We start from the raw sequence: 24,174 nt of genomic DNA, 5'->3' as shown, positions 1-24,174 counted from the left end.
GTCAAAATTTTACTGATACTAATTTTTAATTCATACGAATCAAATTAACACTACAAAACCTTGATGAACCAACCATAATCCATTTCGAAATTTATTTTTTTCCATTTTAATTAACGAAATCGTAATTTGCATAATCTAAACCTTGAAAAATGCCAATAAGTTGCATCGCCATCGATGATGATCCTCATTCTTTAGAAAATTTAATTGATTACATGGATAAGCTGCCAGAGCTTAAACTTGTGCAAACCTTTACTGAACCCCTGCAAGCACTCGCAGAAATATCTGTAGCAAACCCTGTAGATATAATTTTTATGGATGTTGAAATGCCATCACTTTCAGGAATCGAGCTTGCAGGTTTATTAAGACAGAAAGCAAAGTACCTTATTTTTACAACAGCACATGCAAAATATGCTATAGACGCTTTTAAAGTAGATGCAGATGCCTATTTGTTAAAACCCTACTCCATTCTTCATTTTGCCAAAACAATTAACAACCTTTACCCTGCCGGAACCAATGAACAGCAGTCTTTTTCTATTTTTGAAGATCATTTTTTTTACATTCCACTTCAAAATGAAAACAATCAACTGGTAAGGATTGATCTTAATGAGCTAATTGCGATAGAAAATCATCAGGAAGATATTAGTTTTGTGACCACTAAGGGATCGTTTGTTAATGCAAAAATAAATTTTGCCAAAATGATTAAAATGCTTAAAAAACATCCTGGATTTATTCAAATCAGTTCCAGCGTGATTATATCGAAACAACATATCAAGAGTGTTCTGGGCGATCAGATACTACTCTCAAGTGAGGTAAATTATACGGCAACAGACAGTTATAAAGAACTCTTCTCAAATTTCATTAAAATGAACCTGCTAAAGGGTAAAGCTTAGTCAGTACGTTTTTTCTGTTTTTAATGTAATTATTGCATATTTCCATATCCTGTTAAAACATTCCTTTCAAAATTTTGTATTAGAAATAGTCCATTTAATTAAAAATTGATTACCCACTTTGAAAAGAATATTAGTTGTAGATGATGACCCTGATATATTGGAGGTTTTTCAAGTTGCACTAGAAACTGAACATTATAGCGTTTACCCCTTACTATCACCAAGATTTATATTTAAAACGATTAAGGATTTTGATCCGGATTTGATCATTTTAGACATCATGTTGGATGGCATGGATGGAAGAGCAGTTTTTAAGGAATTAAAATCAAATCCAACAACAGAAAATATCCCTGTTATAATGGCTTCAGCCCGATATGATGAAGATTACATTGCTTCACAAAAGTATAATCCTGGTGGTTATTTAGAGAAACCTTTTACCATTTCAGATTTACTTCAAAAAGTAAACAAACTAACCGCAAATTAAAACAACAGCGATGAAATTAAAAATATTAACCCCCATAATATTGCTTTGTGCCGCAATATCTGTGAAAGTTCATGCACAAAGTAGCCGTCCTGATAAACTTTATTCTATGAGTGGAATTGGTTTTGCTTTCCCTATCGGAGAAACATCAGATTATTTTAAACCAAAATTTTCCACTTCACTTGGGCTTAATTTAGCTGTTGGAAATGGTGGTTTATTTGTTTACCCTAAAGTAAGTTTACACGCTTTTACTTTTAATCAAATTACACCCGATGCTGGTTTTAATTATACCTTGCAAAAAAGCAGGGCCACAACTTATTTGCTGAATATTGCTTTAGGATATCGCAAAATAGTCGACAAATGGGCATTTTATGGATTTGCCGGAGCTGGTGGGGGCTTTATACTTACTCCACAGGCAGCCGTAAACACATCTACTTTGCAAGTAAACATGGATAATAAAACCAATGGACTAGGAATTGCTGAAGGAGGCGCGGGCATTGAGTATAATGTTGGTGGTGCAAATTTATTTGTAGAAGCCAGTTATATGCATGGCTTTAGCAAAATTCAAAACAAGATGTTTAACACTGCTCCAATTACCATAGGAATCAAACCTAATTTGAGTAAATTATTGGGCAAACTTTAAAATAATATCATACGTTTATTAAAGCGGTTGCGTTAAATACGTAATCGCTTTTTTTATGAAGTTTATTTCGACAGATTAAAAGCTAAAAAAATAATCAACAAATCACGATGCATATTTTTATTACTAACTATTTTAGTATAGATTTGTAGTGTAAAATTTCCTCATGTTATACGCAGTTGTAGATATCGAAACCACGGGTGGTCATGCATCGGCCAATGGAATAACAGAAGTTGCCATCAATATTCATGATGAAAATCAAGTAGTTGAATCATTTACAACTTTGATTAATCCTAAGCAAGCTGTACCTGTTTATATTACAGCTTTAACAGGAATTGACGATGCAATGCTGGCAGATGCGCCAACATTTCAAGATGTTGCTTTGCAAATTTACCAATTACTTAACGATAAGATTTTTGTAGCCCATAATGTAAATTTCGATTATTCTTTTCTGAAACATCATTTAGCTGCTTTTGGTTACGATTTAAATTGTAAAAAACTTTGCACAGTGAGGCTCAGCAGGAAGTTAATCCCTGGAAAATCTTCTTACAGTTTAGGGAAATTGTGTAGTGCACTGCAAATACCAATTCAAAACAGGCACAGAGCTGCCGGCGATGCTGATGCCACCAGCATATTATTTAATCTGTTATTGGAAAATGATCATGAAGGTGTAATTGCCGAAATGCTAAAGAAAGCATCCAAAGAGCAGGTTTTACCGCCTCATTTAGATAAAGCTTCAATTTTAAGGTTGCCAAATCAGCCCGGAGTATATTATTTTAAGGATAATAAAGGTAAAATTGTATATGTGGGTAAGGCTAAAGATTTAAAAAAAAGAGTGATCAGTCATTTTACCGGGAATAAACCAAACAAGCAACGTCAGGATTTTTTACGAACCATTCATCATGTGGATTTTGTTGTTTGTGGCACAGAACTCATGGCATTGATTTTAGAGGCAAATGAGATTAAACGGCTTTGGCCAGAAAACAACCGGGCAATGAAGCGTTATGAGCACAAATATGATTTATACGTTTTCGAAGATCAGAATGGTTATTTACGATTGGCAATAGATAAACACAAAAAAAACAATAAGTCTCTTCAAAGCTTCAACAGCTTATTGGAGGGATATCATTTTTTAAACCAGTTAATAGAGAAATATCAGCTCTGCGCTAAATTATGTTATCTTCAAAAAACAGCTACAAAATGTACGGCACATGAAAACGGACAATGTTTTGGTGCCTGTAGCGGGATTGAAACCGTGTCGGTTTACAATAAAAGACTTAACCATGCGTTGGATGAAATTCAAAATTTACAACCCAGTTTTGCGCTTGTTGATGAAGGAAGAAAAGAGGAAGAATTTAGCTGTCTGGTTATAGAAAAAGGAAAATTTTACGGGATGGGATATTTCACTGATAAAACTTATTTATCTGATGGCTTAGCTCCTATCAAAAATGATTTGTCTGTTTATCAATCTAATAGTTATATTCTTAATTTAATTTTAAACCACGCAGAACAATTTCCGCAGAAATTATATAAATTGTAAGAAATTTAATGAAGTGGGCTTCAAGTATGACACCATGATTTCAAGCAAGTCAATGAAAAACTTTTCAAAGTTAAGATTATTGATAATCTGCCATCGATGTTATGCTTGCCGCAATGTTACCAAATAGTTAGAACAAAATAATTATGGATATATCAACTTTTATAAAACTGGCCCTATCTTTTGATGAGGCTACTGAACAACCTCACTTTGATAAGAACTCTTTTAGAGTTAACGATAAAATTTTTGCAACGATCGATACTAAAAACTTAAAAGCGGTTTTTAAACTCTCAGAAGTTGATCAATCTGTATTTTCTGATTTCGATCCATCAGCTATTTACCCTGCAACAGGCGCCTGGGGTAAGCAAGGCTGGACAATTTTCGAAATTAAGTTTGTTGAGCCTGAAATGATAAAAGATGCATTAACACTTTCTTATTGTAATGTAGCTCCTCAAAAACTTGCAGCTAAATATCAGGATGTAGCTGAATGATACATCAATCTGTCTCAAATTACCCTCTAAATTTTCGTTTTTAGCTATCATCTTTCAAATTGTTGTTTAATATCTTTATTACTTAATAAAATATTATGATAAAATCACTTTGGATAAACCTTCCCGTGAAGGATATCAACAGATCAAAAGCGTTTTTCACCAAACTTGGTTTCAGATTAAACCAGCAATATGGAGTTCGCGATGATTCTGCTAGCTTTATGATTGGCGACAGCGATTTGGTATTGATGCTTTTCGAAAGATCATTGTATGAAGGTTTTGCCGGAACCTCAATTGCTGATGATCTTTCCGGCAGTGAAGTATTATTCTCCTTCGATGCGGAAAGCCCGGAAGAAGTAGATGAGCTGGCTGAAAAAGTTGTAGCAGCTGGCGGTACTTTATATGGGGAGCCTGCATATAAAGATGGTTGGATGTATGGTTGTGGCTTTATTGATTTAGATGGACAAAGATGGAGTATTCTTTATATGGATTTAAGTAAAATGCCTTTAGGTTAACTACAAAATAACATTATTAAAAAAATGGATACTAAACCAGTTATCGTAGAACGTGTTTACAATGCACCAATTGAAAAAGTTTGGAATGCTTTGACGGATCATGATCAACTCAAAAAGTGGTATTTTCAAATAAAGGAATTCAAACCAGAAATTGGATTTAAATTCGACTTTAGTGGTGGCCCTGAAGATGGCCCTCAATTTCTCCATCTTTGTGAAATCACACAAGTTGTTGATGGAAAAAAGATTGCTTATACCTGGAAATATGATGGTTATCCCGGAAACACAGAAGTAATATGGGAATTGTTTGAAGAAGGAGATCAAACCCGTCTTAAGTTATCGCATACCGGTTTGGAAAGCTTCGCAGAAAATGGGAAAGATTTCAGCAAAGAAAATTTTGTTGGTGGCTGGAATTATTTCGTAAACGATGCATTGAAGAACTTTCTTGAGCCAGAAACGTAGAATCTTTTAAAAAGATAGGATTCGAAGAGTCTATTCTATTCATTTCAAAGAGCTCTAATCATTTACTGCGTTTCATTTGAAATAGTGAATTTCGTGTACTATCTTTTCTTAAATTTCTTCAAGAGCAGATTTTATCGCGCTGTAAACATAATCCAAATCCTCATCGCTAATCACATAAGGTGGTAAAATGTAGATAATGTTTCCTAGCGGACGAAGGATAATTCCCTTATCTAAAAAATAAGCATAAAGTAAATTACGCAAACTGCTTAAATAAGAAGTTTCATTTCCTGTTTCCCATTCAATAGCGATAATGGTTCCGGTATGTCTTACTGCTTTTACTTTTGTATGAGATTTGATTTCCTCCAGAAATACGGCATGTTTATTTTCTATTCGTTTTATGTTTTGAAGCGTTTTACTATCTAACAAAATATCTAAGCTCGCCAATGAAGCCACACAAGCAATTGGATTAGCAGTAAAAGAATGCCCATGGTACAAAGTTTTAAGTTTATCTTCACTTAAAAATGCTTCAAAAATTTTGTTGCTACAAGTGGTTATACCAAGAGGCATTGTTCCTCCGGTTAACCCTTTACTTAAGCAGAAAATATCAGGCTTATTCGTCAGTTTTTCGCAGGCAAAATAAGTTCCCGTTCTACCAAAACCAGTCATTACCTCATCAGCAATGGTTAAAATTTCTGCTTCATTACAGGCAAAGATCAACTCATCCAAGTATTTAGCTTCATACATCAGCATTCCGCCTGAGCCTAAAATCAAAGGTTCGAATATGAAGCAGGCTGTTTTAGATTTGAGATTTGCAATTTGTGATTTGAGATTTGCTATGTTATCCTCATTTGGCAAATCAATGAACTCCACATCGAATAACAAACCATTAAAAGCATCGGTAAAAATACTTCTTCCACTAACAGACATGGCGCCGAAAGTATCGCCATGATACGCATTTTTGAATGCCAGAATCTTGGTTTTAGGTATCCCTTTATTATTCCAATATTGCAGGCACATTTTTAATGCTACCTCTACAGCAGTTGAGCCATTATCTGTATAAAACACTTTATCCTGTTGTCCTGGTAAGATTGGCAGAAGTCTTTCAGCCAACAATACTGCTGGCTCGTGAGTAAAACCAGCAAAAATCACATGCTCCAAAACATTAAGCTGTTCAGCAACTTTTTTAGCTATATAAGGATGGGAATGCCCATGAATGTTTACCCACCATGAAGAAACTGCATCAATATACTTTTTACCTTTTTCATCAAAAACATAAACACCTTCGCCTCTAACGATTGGAATGTGAGGCAACGCATTTTTCATTTGCGTGTAGGGATGCCAGATCACTTTTTGATCTCGTTCTGTTAAATTGAGGTTTGAAGTTGGAGCTGGTGTATTGAAGGTATCTGACATAAAATTATAATTAACCCGAATATTGGTCTTTTAAAAGCTGAGCAACGGTTTGATCTGTTCGGAATGTGATTTCATTTATGGATAATTTTTTTATGGCCACCCATCTAAAAGCCTGAAGGATTTCGCCTTCGCTATCAAAATCATATATTTTAGTTTTGAAAGCCAATTGCAGTGGCGCCTTTTCTTTTACCATGTAGTAAACACTAATGACCTGGCTATCGTTAAATGAAGATTTTTCAAAAAAATCGGTAGTGTAAAAATGAGATAGCACTTCAATTTCGGCATTGCATTCTTCCATGAATTCACGTTTCAAACCATCAATTAATCCTTCACCAAACTCAAGTCCCCCACCAGGAAATTTGCTAAAACGAATACCATATTCCTCCTCATCACTGACCAAAACTTCGTTATTTTCATTGATTAACAAACCATAAACTCTTACATTAAAGTAGCTCATTTTCGAAGTGCTTTTTGTTTTTAATAACAATTTCCGGAGTCCAGACAATTTCTTTTCTAAAGGCCTCTGCCCTAACCGGACATTCGCTCATGTGGCAGTAATGACAACATTTGGGCAAACATGGGTCAGCATGAATGAATAATTCTGCCTTGCGAACCCCATTTTTATTAATTAATTCATCAATTTGAGAGATTTCCCGATGAACTTGGTTTAAATCAAAATAATAAGGTAGCGTTACGTGGCAATCGATATGAAAGTCAGGTCCATATTGTTGCGTACGAAGATTATGAACATCAATCCACGGGTTGTGCCTGTTCTTTTGCAATACATCAACCACTTCTTCTACAAGGGTAAAATCACTTTCATCCATTAAACCACCAACGGAGCCTCGCGTAAGTTTGTAACCTGAGTAAACGATATAAAAACCTACCAAAACAGATAAAAAACTATCTAACCAAATAATATTTGTTAACTGAATTAAAATTAATCCCAAAACAATAGCTACGCTTGTATAAGTATCCGTTAACAGGTGTTTACCGTCAGCTTGTAGTGTAACTGAGTGTTGATCTTTTCCAACATTAATAAGGTACAAGCCCACAATCATGTTTACCAGGCCTGTTATGCCAATAATAAGTGTTCCTTCCAAAAGTTGACCAACAACATGTGGGTAAACCAGATTATAAGAAGATTTAAAAATGATGATTACACCAGCAATTAAAATCAACATCCCTTCTACAAATGCAGAAAAAAATTCTACTTTTCCATGTCCGTAAGGATGGTTTTCATCTCGAGGTTGCGTGCTCAGGTAAATACTGTAAAATGCAAAACTTCCGGCAATTACGTTTACAATACTTTCTGCAGCATCGGTTAAAATTGCGTTAGAACCTGTGATAAAGTAAGCCACAAATTTCGCCAGCATTAGTACAACACTCACGATTAACGAAATTACAATAGCTTTCTTTTTTACCGTCACGGGATTATTTTTAGCAAAAATACGCTTATCAAATAAATTAAATGATAAAAACTATAGCTTTTTTAGTGCAGAATAATATTTGGTTTATATATTTGCGCTCAAAGTAATTAACCATGAGCACCTTATCTAAAAGAATCAATAGTTTATCAGAATCTGCAACCCTTAAAATGACCAAACTTGGCCGCGAACTCGCATCCAAAGGGATTAACATCATCAGTTTGAGTGTTGGCGAACCCGATTTTAATACGCCAGACCATGTTAAAGATGCAGCAAAAAAAGCATTAGATGAAAACTATACCCGCTATTCACCTGTACCAGGTTACCCTGATTTACGTCAGGCCATTGTGAATAAATTGAAAACTGAAAATAATTTAGATTACGATGTTTCTCAAATTGTTGTATCAACAGGGGCAAAACAATCACTTTCAAATGTAATTTTAACATTAATTGATCCTGATGATGAAGTAATCATCCCTACTCCATATTGGGTTTCATATTCAGAAATGGTGGTTTTAGCTGAAGGTAAATCAGTTTTTATTGATACAGATATTGAAAGCAATTTTAAAATTACACCTGAGCAATTAGAAGCTGCAATTACACCAAAAACCAAGCTTTTTATGTTCTCATCACCTTGTAATCCTACCGGATCGGTTTACAGTAAAGAAGAATTAGCGGCTTTGGTAAAGGTTTTCGAAAAACATCCAAACATTTACATCCTGTCTGATGAAATTTATGAACACATTAATTTTGTTGACAAACATGAATCGATTGCACAATTTGAGAGCATAAAAGATCGTGTGATTATCGTGAATGGATTCTCTAAAGCTTTTGCAATGACGGGTTGGAGACTAGGCTATATTGCTGCAAATAAAGAAATAGCTGCAGCTAACGACAAACTTCAAGGACAAACAACTTCTGGCACCTGCTCTATTGCACAAAGAGCCGGTATTGTTGCTTACGAACAAGGCTTAGAAAGCGTATTAAAAATGAAAGAAGCTTTCTTGCGCCGCAGAGAACTGGTTTATAACCTGCTAAATGAAATTCCTGGAGTAAAAACTAACCTTCCGGATGGCGCATTTTATTTCTTCCCTGAAATCAGTTCATTCTTTGGCAAAAAAGATGCTGACGGGAATGTGATCAAAGATTCATCTGATTTAGCCCTTTACTTATTGAATGTTGGACATGTGGCTACCGTTGGTGGCGATTCTTTTGGCAATAACAACTACATTCGTTTATCTTATGCAGCATCTGATGAAAGTTTAGTTGAAGCATTGAGGAGAATTAAAGAAGCATTAGCTAAACTTAATTAATATATTAAAACGATAATAATAAATTCGTCATTGCAAGGCACGAAGCAATCTTAAAACATTAGGTTTTAGACCAGCGATAGTAACATTCCTTGGTGCCCAGCAATGACGATCGTTTTAGGTTGCTTGTACTATTTCTGTATAATTAAACCTGATTGAAGCGGCATCCCCTGATTTTTCATCAGGGATATAGCGAAAAGCAGGACGACCACTATAAAATAGAACAGTACCTTGCTTTCCAAATAAGAATTATAAATCTGTTCCTTTTATATTTACACCATGCCAAGTTCCCTTTAAGGGATTTAGGTGTTTAACTTCTGATCGCTTCAACCGGATCTAATCTTGATGCGGAATAAGCTGGCCAAAAACCAGATATCGTTCCTATAATAATCGAAATCCAAATCCCTAAGGCAATATTATTTAAGCCCAGAATAATATAAAAACCTGTTACCGCACCGAGCAGTAAAGCGATTAAATAAACCAGTAGTAAACCTAATAATCCTCCAAGAATGCAGAGTGAAATGGATTCGAAAATAAACTGAAGCAATATAAAATAGTTCTTAGCTCCGAGCGACTTCTGAATTCCAATAATATTCGTTCTTTCTTTTACCGATACAAACATGATGTTTGCAATACTAAAACCGCCTACTAAAATAGAGAAACCACCTATTATCCACCCCGCCCAATTTACCATCGTAAACATAGAGTCTAATTGATTGGAAATAATAGTTGTTTTATTTAAAGCGAAGTCTTCCTCTTGTCCGGGTTTAATTCTATGAATAGAACGCATTAAACCCTTAAGTTCACTTTCCACCTCTTCCAACGAAACATTGTCATTCCCCCGAACTGTAATTTGTGGCCCATAACGCTCATTTTGAATATCCAATATCCCTTTGGCAAAATTAATCGGGATATTAACATTTTTATCCAGTGAGGTTCCAAGCATATCTTCACCTTCTTTTTTGAAAACGCCGATAACTGTTAATCGCCTGCCTAAAATCTGAACCTGTTTTCCAACCGGATCATCACCATCAAAAAGGCCATCTGCAATATCTGACCCCAGAATGCATACTGGCGAACCATTTTTACTTTCGTTTTCTGTAAAATATCTTCCTTCCTGCAACTCAAAACTCCAGGTTTTATTAAAATCATGAGAGGCTGCCCAAACTGATATTCCTTCAATGGAATTGCTTCTGTATTTAATGGTTCTATCGTTTGTAGAGATTTCAAAAGTAATACCCTGTGCATTGCCCATGCGTTCCCTTAATGCTTCAAAATCGCGAAGTGATGGTTGCGGACGATTCATGTATTTCCACCATGGATAATTATCACCAAAACTCCAGGGCCATTTCTGAACATAAATGGTATTTGATCCAAGCTTATCTACGCTAGCCTGAAGTTTCCCACGAAAAGTATCTACCGCCGAAAAAACAGCAATAATGGTAAAAATCCCAATTGTAATCGCTAAAAGCGATAACATGGTACGCAATTTATTCTGGCGTAATGCATCAAAAGCAAAACGGAAACTCTCGCCTATAAGCCTAAAGATTATCATAATTAATGGTTAGATGCAAAGCCCTTAAAAAGGTTACAACTCATTTTCAAAACTAGTTATTTTTATATGTGCTGTAGGTTTAAACCTAATATTTTTTAATTAGAAAAGGATTAAAACATAATATACTATAATTGCGTTTGATAAAATACGAAAAAGAAAAATTAAATTCGTATTTTTGCACCTCAAAAAATTCATCAAGAATGAAATTATCACAATTCAAATTCAACTTACCAGAATCATTAGTAGCTAGTAACCCTGCAGAACAACGCGACGAAGCACGTTTAATGGTTTTACACAAAGACAGCGGTAAAATTGAACATAAAATTTTCAAAGACGTTTTAGGTTATTTCGATGACAAAGACGTAATGATATTAAATAATACTAAGGTTTTTCCTGCTCGTTTATATGGAAACAAAGAAAAAACCGGTGCAACCATCGAAGTTTTCTTGTTACGCGAATTAAACAAAGAGTTACGTTTATGGGATGTTTTAGTAGATCCGGCACGTAAAATCCGTGTTGGAAACAAGTTATATTTTGGCGATAATGATTTATTGGTTGCTGAAGTTGTAGACAACACCACTTCCCGTGGCCGTACCATCCGCTTTTTATTTGAAGGCACCGACGAAGAATTCAGAAGAAACGTGGAGATTTTAGGTGAAACACCACTTCCTAAATACATTAAACGCAAAGCAACTGCTGAAGATAAAGAACGTTACCAAACCATTTTTGCAAAGCATGAAGGTGCTGTAGCTGCTCCAACGGCTGGCTTGCACTTTAGCCGCGAGTTAATGAAACGCCTCGAACTTAAAGGTGTGGAATTTGCAGAGGTTACTTTACATGTTGGTTTAGGCACATTCAGAACCGTTGAGGTTGAAGATTTAACCAAACACAAAATGGATTCTGAACAATTCATTATTGAGCAGAAGGATGCCAACATCGTAAATAAAGCAATCGAAGAGAAAAGAAAAATCTGTGCGGTGGGTACAACATCTATGCGTGCGATCGAATCAGCAGTTTCGGCAAACAGAACTTTGAAGGCCGCTAACGACTGGACTAGTAAGTTCATCTTCCCTCCTTACGATTTTAGCATTGCAAATTCGATGATCACTAACTTCCACACACCAGAATCTACTTTACTGATGATGGTAAGTGCGTTTGGTGGTTACGAAAACGTAATGAATGCTTACGAAGTAGCGGTTAAAGAAAAATACAAATTTTATAGCTATGGTGATGCCATGCTAATTATATAGATTTGAGTATGGAGATATGAGATTTGAGTTTAGGGCTCAAAATCTCATATCTCAAATCTATAATCTCATATCTTACCACATGAAATACTACGCTATAATTGTAGCAGGCGGTTCTGGAAATCGGATGCAGACAGAAACCCCAAAACAATTTTTGTTGCTCAAAAACCTCCCGGTTTTAATGCACACCATAAAAGCATTTGCACAAAGCGATTCTCAACCCAAAATTTTATTGGTTTTAAACAAGGAACAGCAGGGATACTGGAAAAGACTTTGTGAAGAGTTTAATTTCCGCATCCCTCATGAAGTTATTGATGGAGGCTCAGAACGTTTTTATTCAGTTAAGAATGCGCTTGAAACCATTAACGAGGAAAGCATTGTTGCTATTCATGATGCAGTTCGTCCATTGGTATCAAAAGAATTGATTGATAACTGTTTTAAGAGCGCAGAAATGCAAGGAAATGTAATTGCAGCTGTTCAGTCAAGCGACAGTGTCAGAATGCTTAGAGATGATAAAACTTCTGCCTTAAAGCGCGATGAAATCTATCTTGTTCAAACACCTCAAACTTTTGGTTCTGAAATTTTAAAGGAGGCTTATCAGCAAGATTATTCTATTCATTTTACTGATGACGCAAGTGTTGTCGAATCGATTGGTTATGAAATCAATATCGTTGAGGGGGAGAGAAATAATATTAAAATCACTTACCCTATTGATTTGGAACTGGCAGAATTATTATTAAAAAAATAATTGGCGTAAACAAACAAGTGATATAAAATCATCTAACATCAATATTGTTATCTTGACTTTGTAAAGAATAAACAAAAAGAGGAATTTCTAATGAGATTCCTCTTTTAAGTTCTACTGATTTTGTAGCAATGCTACCAATCAATAATGCTCGTTTATATTTTACGCTGCTCTGCCGATTACTTTCAGCAAGATTGCAATAACTGCGATCACTAATAAAACGTGAATTATTCCTCCCACATCGCCGAAGCCGTGGAATACAAAACCAATCACCCATAGTATAACCAATACTACTGCGACTAAATACAATAAATTTCCCATAGTGTTAATTTTTTAAGTAAATATTACTGTACTAACACATGGGCAAAAGTTTTGTTTAAAAAATGTAAATTATAATCGTAAACAATTGATTATCAATCATATTTAAATTTTATTAACAAAAAAATCTGCAGCATTTATTGTTCATTGCCTAACTACAACATCATTGGCTTAAAAAAGAGCCAACAATAAAATATTCATTACTTTTTTTTTAATTAATGTATTGACATTCAGGTATTTACTATTTTATATTAGCTATACAAAGCATTAAAAATGATGTTAACTTTTTATATAGCAAATATTCATGGAAAAGAAGATCAGAAGGGCATTGATCTGGTTGTTTCCCTCAAACTTCATAATTGTTGATTCTTCAGAGAACCTGAGCGCTAACAGGCGCATGATTTGCCGCTACGTGGACGCGATTGGATATCCTTTATTTTTGGATAAGAGCTTAATGAGGAACTTCAGTGGCATTCTACTTTAAGTCAAATGAGGCAGTTTTTTAACAGTGAAGAATTACTGCCATATTTAAAGCTGGTATCACCAGTAGATTGAAAAGGGATTGGTTAAAAGGTTGGTCATGGACAGCCTATGCTACTATACAGGGTGTTGTTGAACGAGAGTTCCTGGCTGGCGTAATGTACTTATAGAAAAGAATTGGATTTAGGCACATTGATGGTTATTCATCTATTTTAAAATGCAAAAAGCCGAATAACCATTTAATTTAAAATGTTATTCGGCCTTTTATTTTAATTTGTGCAACAGCCACTTTTGCTGAGGCTCTTCAAATTAAATTACAAGCTAAATCCGTAAGCTAAACGGATACCTGCAAAACCGATGCTGCCGTTGTTTGAATATCCTTCGTATTTAGCAGCTAGATCTAAGCCGTTACTCCAAGAATATCCGATAGCAGGAGAATACACAAATGATGTTCCTGCGCCTTTATTCGTACCAAATCCAGCACCAAGTTCAGCTAAGCCATAAGCACCTGCACCAGAATCACTAAAAAAGTATTTTGCTCCTACTTTAACAGGAATAACTCCAAAACTACCCCCTCCGTAAGAATCTTTAATAGAAAAATTGTTATAACCAGCTGTAATTGGAATTGACAACTGTTTATCAACATTAAACTGATATCTGATATCTCCACCTAGAACCAGGCCGTAACCAGTTGATGTTCCAGCGCCTACATTTAATCCTATTCCCAAATTTGTTGATTGAGCTTTAACATTTGTAGTAAAGAATAATGCCACAACAGCTGCTGAGGTAGCAATGATTTTAGTAATTGTTTTCATTTTAAGATATTGTTTTTGAGTTAAACTAATATGTTTTTCATAAACACAAAGGTTGTGCCAAAAGGGCCTTTTTAGCATCATTTGAGCCATAAACAGGTCAAAAACAAGCAATTTTTGTTAATTAATCTTAATTGAAACTTTATTTAGAATCTGTTGTTTTAATTGGTTTATTTCTTCATTTGCATTCAGCCAGATAATATCCACTTTATCCTTTTCCATTTTTCTAAAAAAGGTGTTCTGACGTTTTGCATACTGACAAATTGCCGTTCCTAATCGCAATTTAAGTTCATCGTAGCTTAACTGCCCCTCCAGGTAATTGACAATAAATTTATATTCCAAGCCGTAAAAAATTAAAATTTCTTTTGATATTCCATCGTCAATAAGCTTTCTTACTTCCTCAATCATCCCGCTTTTCAATCGTTCATCCAATCGGGTTAAAATTTTAGCCCGGGTAATTTCAACCTGATTTTTTAAACCAAAAATTATAGGCATAAGCTCGGGTCTTTTAACTGTTTCCAAAGAATTAAATTTTAAAAATTCAGCTATTTCAATTGCTCTTATTATTCTCTTTTTAGAATTTAAGTCAACGTATTCTATATTATCACGGGTATTTAACTTCTCAATTAATTCATCCTTCTCATATTTTTCCAAACTTTTTCTTAAATTTTCATTTACAGGGATGGATGTATAGTCTTGTTTTTGCAAAAGACTGTGAATGTACATTCCGGTACCTCCGCATAAAACCGGAACTTTCCCCCGTTTAGTGATATCATCAAAAGCTTTATAAAAATCATTTTTAAATGCATCAACATGATACCGGTCACCAGCTTCCAATATATCAATTAAATGGTAGGGAATCTTTTGATCATCGACTTGATATTCCTGAAGGTCTTTTCCTGTTCCAATATCCATGTGTTTAAAAACCTGACGGCTATCTGCACTGATTATTTCTCCATTTAAAGCCTGAGCCAGTTGAACTGCCAGCTTGGTTTTGCCCGACGCGGTTGCACCTAAAATAATAATCAGATTAAAATCAATCATGCTAAAACTTTAAGATATATTTTAAGCTGCCTGTATTAAATACCGTTTTCCTGGGAAAATGATTTTCTTTTATTAAGGAACGATTAAAGTGTTCATCGAGGCAAAAATATTGTGGCGGTAATGAATCTGTATTAATAAAGCCTAACTTCACGTAAGCTCCTCCTGTTGACCAATCCCGATCGGCATAGGTCATTAAATCGTCTGGCTTGTATTGTTCAGAAAAATGAGATATCAGTTTACTCAAACCACCCGTAACTGAATAACCTGTTTTAACGGCAAACCTGATTAATTCTGCAGACTTGTAATTTTCCTCGTAATTCATTTTACGTAAAGCTGAAAAAGTGGCCACCGCCACAAGCTGTTCCTTGTCAAACAATCCAAGCTTATATCTGCTGCTCACATATCCCTGTAAATGGTTTTCATTTAAAAATGATTGAGCAATCGGCTTTGTTATTTTTTGAATAGTAGTTTTTCTTCCGTGAATCCGGTTATTTAAACCTAACAGAGAAGCAATCCGGCCAAGAACTTGTTTCGATCTGGTTATCCAAACATCTTCCCATAAATGAATTAGTTTTGGTCCTTTAGCGGTATATTCACCTTGTAGCTTAGTAAGATCTTCCGGACAAAAATGATGGTTTAAATTAACCAAATGGATGGTAAAATCATGATCAACCAGTTTGAGCAATTCAAAATCATTAAACCAAAAAAAATGGCATTCAATTTTTAATTCGGCTAACGCCGAACATAATTGATGATGCCAGATAATATTTTTTTCAGGTATTGAGTTGTTCAATTAATTTATTTGAATAGCTTTAAAATCCACGCAAATTTAACCAACTGATTTTAAATCCATTCTTTTTCTTTGAAGTTAACGTGAATAATTTCAATTAATGTTTCTACTTCTTTGAGTTGAGCATCGTCAAGTTTATCAATTTTCAACCCTGCTATATCATTACCAAAACTTACCAGATTTTGATTGGAAGCAGAGAATTCGCTTGTATTAACTTTTACTTCTACCACATCTCCATTAATGTATATGCCTGCAAAAAAACGTTCAGTAACTTTTTGTCCATCTTTTTCAATGTTTTTTTCACTGTAAAGATCATATCCGGTTTCAGAGTTTTCATGTACAGTATAGCCAAGCGTGGCATAAGGTTGAACGCTTGCCCTTATGGTTTGAAAGATTTCTACAAGGTCAGTTTTCATAATGTATTTTGATTTTAGATTTTAAACATCAAAAGAGAAATATTGTTTAAGTTTTATCATCAAGCCACCACGCAGTAGTTGGCAAATAATCATTTAAAACAACGGTTTCACCCAATCTTGGCGTCACAATTTGTAATTGTTTTTTTGCTGCTGCAGCCACTACACGAGTGATCGGCTCGTTCCAGGGATGCATGGCTAAACTAAATTTGCCCCAATGTACTGGCATTAAAACTTTTGCTTTTAAATCTATTGCGGCCTGTACGGTTTCTTCAGGGAACATATGGATATATGGCCAGTATGCATTGTATTGTCCGCATTCCAATAAGGCCAAATCAAACGGACCAAACTCTTCTCCGATTTTAACAAAATGGGTATCATAGCCTGAATCGCCACCTAAAAAAAGTTTGCTATGGGCGGCCTGCATTATAAAAGCCGACCAAAGTGTTTGATTACGTTTAAATTTTCTGCCAGTAAAATGCCTTGCCGGAACGGCTGTGAATTTTATTCCATTGGAAAAGCTTAAAGACTCTCCCCAACACAATTCTTTTATTTTCGATGCATTAATCCCCCATCTTTCCAAATGAGCTCCAACACCCAACGAAGTAATGATTTCTTTTGTCTTAGGGGCTAATTTCAATATACTTTGGTAATCTAAATGATCGTAATGATCATGTGTGATCAAAATCACATCGATTTCTTTAAAATCGTCTGCTTTAACAAAGTCTGTTCCAGGGAATGCCTTGCTCCCAATAAAAGAAAACGGAGACGGGGATTTGTTAAATACGGGATCTACTAAAACTTTTAAACCATCAACTTTAATCAGGTATGAAGAATGCCCGAACCAGATAACTTCCGGAGATTGGGTTCTTGTTTTACCATTCAAATCGGGTTTAACAAAACTTAATTCTTTTTGCGGAATTTTGTTTGGTTGCTTATCAAATAAAAAAGCCTTCAGCACTTTAAAAAAACTAACTCCCTCTGGCTGCATTGGTGTAACGGAAAGGTTTTGCAACGCACCATCACGATAGTTTGACAGATGATGAATTTTATCTAACCTCAATCCATGTGGCAACCTTCCGAATACGGGAAGGTTTAGAATCAGGAGAAAAAACAGTGTTAAAATCAGTATTATATAAACAGCAATCATGAAATTAAAATTTTAAGCAATGTACGTATTAGATAAATGATGTTTAAAATAATTACGTCAGCGGAAAGCAAAATAAAAAAGCTCCAATAAATTGGAGCTTTTCAATCATTAATATACCTAAGAGCGCTTTTACTTCAATAACCACATGGTTTGGTTTTGATCATCATTACCTCCATATTGACTTGCTACAGCGGCAGCCAAATTGGCTCCATTGTAATTCAGCTCATTTAAAGGATATAACCAACGTAGTGGAAATTTGCTTGAAGGAGTATTTAAATTTGTTGAAGAATTTAACTTAAATACCGGATAACCAGTTCTTCTATTCTCAAACCAACCTAAATACTTGGGCCCCTGCAAGAAATTTGCCAGATATTTTTGTGTAATAATTTGGGCGATTTGTTCCTCGGCTGTTCCAGCTAAAGCCACGCCAGGTGTTGAAGGATAGGCTGCAATATACGCAGCATCCATTTTCATATTATGGTGGTAATCGGCTACATCTGGTGTGTAAGCAACTATAAAATTCATTGAATTTGTAATTGCTGATGCATAATGAGTTTGAGCAGGTGTGGTAGTAATCCATCCTCTAACTGCACCTTCAGCAAGTGCAAGCTCTTGATCCCAATAATTAAATACACCGACTGGTTCGGCATTTACCAATTGAACATATCTGTTATTAATATCAGAATAATCTTTATTTACTCTTCTGGTTTGTAAACTTGAAAAAGAATCAGAAGGTTCTACACTTGGATATGCATTATAGTCTGTTTCACTTAAGCCCGCTGCTATTTTTACTGGTGAGGGTTTGGCAAAATAGAATAAACGCTTGTCTTGCAGTGTTTTCAAGGGTTCCAGCAATACGTTCGTTAACATCGTATAATTCGATTTTACGAACGAGTTTCCTGAGCCTGCGGGTACATCGCTCCATGGATAATTTTGCCCTGCGGTTGAATTATAAGCTAATGCAAAATTATCTCTGTAATCTCTCATTATTGGTCTGTTTGCAGCGATATCTTTAAAACGTTCAATAACTTTTAAATCTGCATCGGCTGTTTTTTTATACAGATTTATTAAAACATGTAATTGAAAACTATTGGTCAATCTTCGCCATTTGTCTACATTACCGCCATAAATAGGATCACCATCAAAGTTTGTACCTTGCGAAAACAAGGTATTAGCTTGATCGAGTTCGTTTAAAATGCCTAAAAAAACAGCTTTCTGCGAATCATATTTAGGTTGTAGTATAGCATCAGTTTCGCCTTTAACAGCTTCAGAATACGGAATATCTCCTACTTGCATGGTTGCCATAAAAAATTGCCAGGCACGAATAAAATGACCTAAACCATCATACGATTTTTTCAAACCATCTGTTGTTGCATAATTCACCATAGGAGTAACATTTCTTAACAGCGTTATACGACCAAAATCTGCTCTGCTGATATTGTTGTATTGGGCGTTTTCCTGACCTTCTCCCCAGGTAAGATATTTTCCTAACAGGTAAGGTTGCATAAAACTTTTCTGAGTGCTGATATCGCCCCTGGTAATGCTCAGAATCATACTTGTTGCAAGCATTGCCGAGTTAACCTGAGTTGTTGCATTTGGATTTGTATTTATTTGCTCAAACTTTTTACAGCTACCAATCATTAAAACCACTATGGGAATTAAGAGGATAATTTTTTTCATATTATTTTTCATAAAAATCTCTTTTAGAATTGCCTGAATAACACTATAATCCAATTTTTAAATTAAAACCAATCATTCTCATAGATGGGGAATTTAGGTTTTCGGTATCAACATCCGGATCTGAGAATTTGAATTTGGTCCACATGTAAAGATTTTGTCCGGTTAATGAGAATGAAGCATTTTTCAAACCGAGCTTACTCACAAACCTGGATGGGAATTGATAACCTAACGATACTTCTCTTAATTTAATAAAAGATTGTTTTTGCGCGCCCGCGTCACCACCTCTATACCATTGTGCATAATCCTGGTATCCAATCTGCTGGTCATTTGGCGCATACTGACGGGTATCACTGGTAATTTGACCGTACTTATCATAGGTTACGGTTCCGGAGATAACTTTAACTCCCTGGCCAACAAAATTATTTTGACCTAATACCACCTGATTGTAGCGATAAATATTATCTGATTCAGGATTTGTACCAGAATCCCACATTTTGTCATACACGTAGTTGTACATTAAGCCGCCAATTCTCCCATCAATGTTCACTCCTAAATTCCAGTTTTTGTAAGTAAAGTTATTGATGAAACCGAAAGTAAAATCAGGATCCCTGTAACCATACTTTTTAACATAATTGCTCCACACCGGAAAGCCACTTTCGTATATTACATTTCCATTTGGATCAGTTAACCAATAATTATCGGTGTAAATATCTAATCTTTCTCCTTTTTTAACCCACAAATTATCTGCTGAGTAAACCGGATCAAGATCTACATAATAGCGATGTTGTTTCGACCAATTGATTGTTGAATACCATTCGAAGTTTTTGTTTTTAATGATTGATCCATCAACAGTAACCTCCAAACCTTTTCTTTCAAATGTTTCCTGAGTATTAACCAGTGTTGATGAAAACCCCGATGTTGCCGGTATCGGTGTACTTACTTGCTGGTTGTAATAAAGTTTATTAAAATAAGCTATATCAAAATGCAGGCGTTTTTTAAATAAGTAACTTGCGGCACCAATTTCATAAGTTCTTTGCGAACTTGGAAGTAAGTTTGCGCCTAGTAATGATGATGGATAATTGGCAGAATTTAAGTTATTCCAGGCTGATGTAGTGGTACCATAATTTCTGTTTGTTGCATAAGGATTCAATGCGGTTTTGAACACTGCCCATGAACCTCTCACTTTAAACATATCAATTAGTTCTGGCATCTTAATCAACTCGGAGATAACCACACTTGATCCAATTGAAGGATAAAAGTAAGATCTGGAGCTTTTAGGTTGAGCTGAATTCCAGTCATTTCTACCCGTGAAATCTAAAAACACAGCATCATTCCAGCCAATTGATGCCCTCGCATAGAGACTATTAATTTGTCTGGTTGAATAAGATTGAGAAACTGTTGGTGGTTCAATTGAGCCGGCCAAAGAGTAAAATGTTGGACTTATCAATCCATTTCTTGTGGTACCACTTAAAGATTCATCAATCCAATAATAAATTGTTCCTCCGGCTAAAGCATCAAATGACCATTTATTAATTTTCTTTTTATAACTCAATATCGCATCATCATTTGTACTAAATCCCCTCGAATCTGTTATCGAGTACATTCCTCTGGCATTCCATCCACCTCTTGTGGAGTAAATATTGGCAGCAGGATTACGCATGGTCGACTTGTTGTTATAATTGTCGTATCCTAATCTAACCAGGAAATTTAAGTCTGGCGTGATTTGATAATTTGCCGTAATGTTTGCATTAACGGTATTTTGCTGATATCCGCTTAATTTTTCGTAAGCGATCAAATAAGGGTTATCATACCAGTTGGAGTATATCCAGTTTTGAGTTTTATTGGGTTCTTTCCAGTAATTTTTATAGTCTCTAATATCATACTCTGGTCCGGTCCACATAATCAACTGATATAAATAACCCTGGTCATTATATCCTCCACCCCAAATCTGGTCAGACCAACGTCTGCTCATTCCCACATGACTTTCTAATTTAAATTTATCACTTAGTTTTATCTCTCCGGCAAGGGTAAGATTTAACATGTTTAGTTTTTGATTTGGGAACTGACCTTTATTATAAATATCGTTAATGCCAACTCTAAAACTTCCATTTTCTCCAGTTTGGGCCAAACTAATATTATTGTTAAGTATGAAGCCTGTACTCGTGAAGTTTTTTAAATTGTCTTTCCCTACTGACAATAATGGGCGATTGTCTTCAAATTGCATTGTTATAGGATTCCAATCTCTGGCTGTACCACCGATATCAAGTTTTGGCCCCCAAACATAATCGTTATCAATTACGCCATTTTGACCTCTTGCATAAGAACTTTGAACTTCCGGAATGGCTAAATATCCAAGTTGAGCCATTGTATTACTATTAAAATCAACTGAGAATCCTTTCGTGTTCGAACCTTTTTTCGTTGTAATTAATAAAACACCTCCTGAAGCTCTGGAGCCATAAAGTGCTGACGCTGTAGGGCCTTTTAAGATATCCATACTTTCAATATCGTCAGTTGGAACATCTCTTAAGGTTAAATTGCCATAAGGAACGCCATCAATAACCAATAACGCACCCTCGCCCCTTAATTCGATTGTTGGTCTTGCGTTAAATTCTGTTGAGTTTTTGACTACTAATCCAGCTACTCTACCAGTTAAAGAAGTTCCTATATCAACACCTTTTACCGTTTGCAAATCTTTACCTGCAACTTTTTGCACTGCATATCCCAACGATTTTTCTGAACGTTTTACCCCCAATGCAGTTACCACTACATCGGTTAAACTATTAGGAGCAGGTTCTAAAGTAATGTTGTAATCTTTGTTTTCACCAACCGATACTTCTTTTGAAATATATCCGAGATATGAAACCACTAATACAGAGCCCGCAGGTGCATTAATTGAAAACACTCCATTTGCATCAGTTGTAGTACCAATTTTAGTTCCTTTAATTAAAACACTTGCTCCAATAATGGGCGCTCCTGTTTCGTCTAAAATCTTACCACGGATAATTTCAAATACCGTAGGTTTAGTAATCTGGTCCTTTTTTTTGAGTACTATGGTTTTCTCAAAAATCTTATAGCTTAAAGGCTGATCTTTGAAACACAAATCCAAAACCTGATCAATTGATGCATTTTTAACATCAATTGATATTTTCTGGGCCTTTGTGAGTTCTAAATTATCATATAAAAAAACATATTCACTCTGTTTTTCTATTGATTTAAAAATGGCATCCATTGAAACATTTTTATAATTCAGGGTAATGTTTTGGCTATAAACACTCGCTCTAACCTGACAAAGGACAGTGAGTAAAAGTATTGTTGTTAGCTTCATAACCAGTATGAGTTGTTTTGGTTTATACAGTATCTCAAATACAGTATTAAAGAATGTACTAAAATTCATAACTTTGAATTTGGGTTTAAAACATTATAGCTTAGATAACTTATTGTTGTCCTATTGCAGATTTATCGGCGTAGGATTGTTAATCCCAAACTTTATAACGGGAAGTGGTACGAACACTTCTCGTTTTTTTATTGTGGGCAATTAACTAGTTCGGTTGTTTTAGTATTATTTCTTCATATTAGAATCAGTTTTGCAGTTAGTTTGGTTTTGGTTATTTATTTAGGGTTTACAGTGATCTGATTTCGCTCCACTTTACAATGAATACCGGTGTATGATAGCATTTCAATTAGCTTTTTAACCTCTGCATTTCTAGGCAATTTGCCGTTATATTCCTTTACAGGTATTTGTCCGTTATAACTAACTTCGGTATCATACCAGCGGGAAATCTGCCTCATTACTGATTGTAAGTCAGCTTTTTCGAATTGAAAATAGCCATTTTTCCATGCCACTACAGCCTCTACATCATCAATTTCTTTCAGTTTAATTACATCTGATGACTTACTTATACTAGCCTGTTGGCCTGGGCTTAGAAGTTGTTTCTCACGGCCTTTGCTAATTTCAATTGATCCTTCCAATAAAGTAGTACGCTGATAATCTTCATCAGGATAAGCATTGATATTAAAATGGGTGCCTAATACTTTAATTTCTGATTGATCGGTATTAACAATGAATGGTTTAGATTTATTTTTTGAAACTTCGAAGTAAACTTCTCCCGTTACCTCAACTTTACGGCTGGCTCCTGAAAATACGGTAGGAAACTTGATTGATGAGCCGGCATTTAACCAAACACCCGTTCCATCTACCAAAATTAAATGATATTGACCACCCCGGGGTGTTGTAACAGTATTAAATTGCGCTTCTTCTAAATTTGATTTGCCTATAAAACGATAGACAAGTTCTCCGCTTTTAGTCTTTGTGATCTTAACACCCGGTTGATCGACTACCTGACCATCTACAGCCTCATTCAAAATAACTTGCGAACCATCGGCCAAAAGTAATACAGCGTTATTACCGCCTGGCTTAATGGGCTTTTCCTTTGATAAGGAAACTTTTGTCGAAGCGCCGGAATCTGATTGTTTTAAATATAAATAGGTACCACCCAGTAAAGCCAATATTAAAACCGCCGCTCTAAATAAATTAATATAAAATGACTTGAGTTTTAGTTTTGTATGATTTCTTTTCTTTTTAATCCCACGCTGAATTTTTTTGTGAATTTTATTTTTTACGGCAAAAAGATCTGAATTCCCGGCATCAGGTTCATTGCCATTTACATGCTCATACCACTCCTCTACAACCCTTTTTTCTTCGGGTGTAGCAGTTTGGCTATTGTACTTACTTAATAAATGTTGTAATTCGTCTTGATTCAAAATAATGGCGTTTATTACATAT

At 35.2% G+C, this 24,174-nt stretch carries 23 protein-coding genes; 10 read left to right on the top strand and 13 right to left on the bottom strand.

Going from position 1 to position 24,174, the window contains the following annotated elements:
* The first annotated feature begins 149 nt into the window (after nt 1-149).
* From DU508_RS01000 to DU508_RS00970, 7 genes are all read left to right on the top strand, one after another.
* On the top strand, nt 150-890 hold the full coding sequence (locus DU508_RS01000) for a LytR/AlgR family response regulator transcription factor (protein WP_115400979.1): 741 nt from the start codon (nt 150-152) through the stop codon (nt 888-890).
* A 118-nt stretch (nt 891-1,008) separates the two neighbouring features.
* Entirely contained in the window at nt 1,009-1,371 is a 363-nt protein-coding gene (locus DU508_RS00995; RefSeq protein ID WP_115400978.1) for a response regulator, read from the top strand.
* A gap of 10 nt (nt 1,372-1,381) precedes the next feature.
* Nucleotides 1,382-2,011, top strand: coding sequence for an autotransporter outer membrane beta-barrel domain-containing protein (locus DU508_RS00990; protein WP_115400977.1), 630 nt, complete (start codon nt 1,382-1,384; stop codon nt 2,009-2,011).
* Nucleotides 2,012-2,174: 163 nt separating this feature from the next.
* Nucleotides 2,175-3,548, top strand: a complete 1,374-nt coding sequence (locus DU508_RS00985) for an exonuclease domain-containing protein (protein WP_115400976.1) — start codon at nt 2,175-2,177, stop codon at nt 3,546-3,548.
* Between the two features lie 143 nt (nt 3,549-3,691).
* A complete protein-coding gene (locus tag DU508_RS00980; protein ID WP_115400975.1) occupies nt 3,692-4,036 on the top strand; it encodes an MmcQ/YjbR family DNA-binding protein in 345 nt (114 codons plus the stop codon).
* A gap of 95 nt (nt 4,037-4,131) precedes the next feature.
* Nucleotides 4,132-4,548, top strand: coding sequence for a VOC family protein (locus DU508_RS00975; RefSeq protein ID WP_115400974.1), 417 nt, complete (start codon nt 4,132-4,134; stop codon nt 4,546-4,548).
* A gap of 24 nt (nt 4,549-4,572) precedes the next feature.
* A complete protein-coding gene (locus tag DU508_RS00970) occupies nt 4,573-5,007 on the top strand; it encodes an SRPBCC family protein (RefSeq protein WP_115400973.1) in 435 nt (144 codons plus the stop codon).
* Between the two features lie 108 nt (nt 5,008-5,115).
* Here the strand turns inward: DU508_RS00970 and bioA are convergent, their stop codons facing one another.
* Genes bioA through DU508_RS00955 form a run of 3 tightly spaced genes read right to left on the bottom strand, consistent with a single transcriptional unit; the run spans nt 5,116 to nt 7,850 of the window.
* Nucleotides 5,116-6,420, bottom strand: a complete 1,305-nt coding sequence (gene bioA, locus DU508_RS00965; RefSeq protein ID WP_115400972.1) for an adenosylmethionine--8-amino-7-oxononanoate transaminase — start codon at nt 6,418-6,420, stop codon at nt 5,116-5,118.
* 10 nt (nt 6,421-6,430) lie between these two features.
* Nucleotides 6,431-6,877 carry an NUDIX domain-containing protein gene (locus DU508_RS00960; RefSeq protein WP_115400971.1) on the bottom strand — a complete coding sequence of 149 codons (447 nt, stop codon included), beginning with the start codon at nt 6,875-6,877 and terminating at the stop codon, nt 6,431-6,433.
* Nucleotides 6,864-7,850: a cation diffusion facilitator family transporter gene (locus DU508_RS00955; RefSeq protein ID WP_115400970.1), complete on the bottom strand. Its 987-nt coding sequence runs from the start codon at nt 7,848-7,850 to the stop codon at nt 6,864-6,866. The genes DU508_RS00960 and DU508_RS00955 overlap by 14 nt, the downstream gene beginning before the upstream one ends.
* A 113-nt stretch (nt 7,851-7,963) precedes the next feature.
* On the opposite strand from DU508_RS00955, the gene DU508_RS00950 reads away from it, so the two are divergent.
* The gene (locus DU508_RS00950) at nt 7,964-9,160 is read left to right on the top strand and encodes a pyridoxal phosphate-dependent aminotransferase (protein ID WP_199562624.1); all 1,197 of its coding nucleotides are present in this window, start codon (nt 7,964-7,966) and stop codon (nt 9,158-9,160) included.
* 307 nt (nt 9,161-9,467) lie between these two features.
* Here the strand turns inward: DU508_RS00950 and DU508_RS00945 are convergent, their stop codons facing one another.
* On the bottom strand, nt 9,468-10,712 hold the full coding sequence (locus DU508_RS00945) for an ABC transporter permease (protein ID WP_115400969.1): 1,245 nt from the start codon (nt 10,710-10,712) through the stop codon (nt 9,468-9,470).
* A gap of 200 nt (nt 10,713-10,912) precedes the next feature.
* On the opposite strand from DU508_RS00945, the gene queA reads away from it, so the two are divergent.
* Together queA and DU508_RS00935 are read left to right on the top strand one after the other, a co-directional pair.
* Nucleotides 10,913-11,962 carry a tRNA preQ1(34) S-adenosylmethionine ribosyltransferase-isomerase QueA gene (gene queA / locus DU508_RS00940; protein WP_115400968.1) on the top strand — a complete coding sequence of 350 codons (1,050 nt, stop codon included), beginning with the start codon at nt 10,913-10,915 and terminating at the stop codon, nt 11,960-11,962.
* A 79-nt stretch (nt 11,963-12,041) separates the two neighbouring features.
* Complete coding sequence (locus DU508_RS00935) at nt 12,042-12,707, top strand: 2-C-methyl-D-erythritol 4-phosphate cytidylyltransferase (RefSeq protein ID WP_115400967.1); 666 nt, start codon at nt 12,042-12,044, stop codon at nt 12,705-12,707.
* Nucleotides 12,708-12,866: 159 nt separating this feature from the next.
* Here the strand turns inward: DU508_RS00935 and DU508_RS00930 are convergent, their stop codons facing one another.
* The 9 genes from DU508_RS00930 to DU508_RS00890 all read right to left on the bottom strand — a co-directional run bounded on the left by DU508_RS00930 (nt 12,867) and on the right by DU508_RS00890 (nt 24,152).
* Nucleotides 12,867-13,025, bottom strand: a complete 159-nt coding sequence (locus DU508_RS00930) for a lmo0937 family membrane protein (RefSeq protein WP_109924584.1) — start codon at nt 13,023-13,025, stop codon at nt 12,867-12,869.
* A 791-nt stretch (nt 13,026-13,816) separates the two neighbouring features.
* Nucleotides 13,817-14,317: a hypothetical protein gene (locus DU508_RS00925; RefSeq protein ID WP_115401028.1), complete on the bottom strand. Its 501-nt coding sequence runs from the start codon at nt 14,315-14,317 to the stop codon at nt 13,817-13,819.
* A gap of 117 nt (nt 14,318-14,434) precedes the next feature.
* Nucleotides 14,435-15,358 (bottom strand): tRNA (adenosine(37)-N6)-dimethylallyltransferase MiaA, encoded by a 924-nt coding sequence (gene miaA / locus DU508_RS00920; RefSeq protein WP_115400966.1) that lies wholly within the window; start codon nt 15,356-15,358, stop codon nt 14,435-14,437.
* A 1-nt stretch (nt 15,359) separates the two neighbouring features.
* Nucleotides 15,360-16,151, bottom strand: a complete 792-nt coding sequence (locus DU508_RS00915; RefSeq protein ID WP_115400965.1) for a hypothetical protein — start codon at nt 16,149-16,151, stop codon at nt 15,360-15,362.
* 50 nt (nt 16,152-16,201) lie between these two features.
* The gene (locus DU508_RS00910; RefSeq protein WP_115400964.1) at nt 16,202-16,564 is read right to left on the bottom strand and encodes a hypothetical protein; all 363 of its coding nucleotides are present in this window, start codon (nt 16,562-16,564) and stop codon (nt 16,202-16,204) included.
* A 46-nt stretch (nt 16,565-16,610) separates the two neighbouring features.
* On the bottom strand, nt 16,611-17,711 hold the full coding sequence (locus DU508_RS00905; protein WP_115400963.1) for an MBL fold metallo-hydrolase: 1,101 nt from the start codon (nt 17,709-17,711) through the stop codon (nt 16,611-16,613).
* Nucleotides 17,712-17,840: 129 nt separating this feature from the next.
* Nucleotides 17,841-19,391, bottom strand: a complete 1,551-nt coding sequence (locus DU508_RS00900; RefSeq protein ID WP_199562623.1) for a SusD/RagB family nutrient-binding outer membrane lipoprotein — start codon at nt 19,389-19,391, stop codon at nt 17,841-17,843.
* A gap of 43 nt (nt 19,392-19,434) precedes the next feature.
* Nucleotides 19,435-22,716, bottom strand: a complete 3,282-nt coding sequence (locus DU508_RS00895; protein WP_199562622.1) for a SusC/RagA family TonB-linked outer membrane protein — start codon at nt 22,714-22,716, stop codon at nt 19,435-19,437.
* 284 nt (nt 22,717-23,000) lie between these two features.
* Nucleotides 23,001-24,152, bottom strand: coding sequence for a FecR family protein (locus DU508_RS00890; RefSeq protein WP_115400961.1), 1,152 nt, complete (start codon nt 24,150-24,152; stop codon nt 23,001-23,003).
* Nucleotides 24,153-24,174 lie beyond the last annotated feature (22 nt).

This window comes from Pedobacter chinensis (genome assembly GCF_003339865.1).
In the GTDB taxonomy this organism is placed as follows: Bacteria; Bacteroidota; Bacteroidia; order Sphingobacteriales; family Sphingobacteriaceae; genus Pedobacter; species Pedobacter chinensis.
The sequence above is the reverse complement of the archived record's forward strand: the minus strand, read 5'-3'. Positions and strand labels throughout refer to the sequence as shown.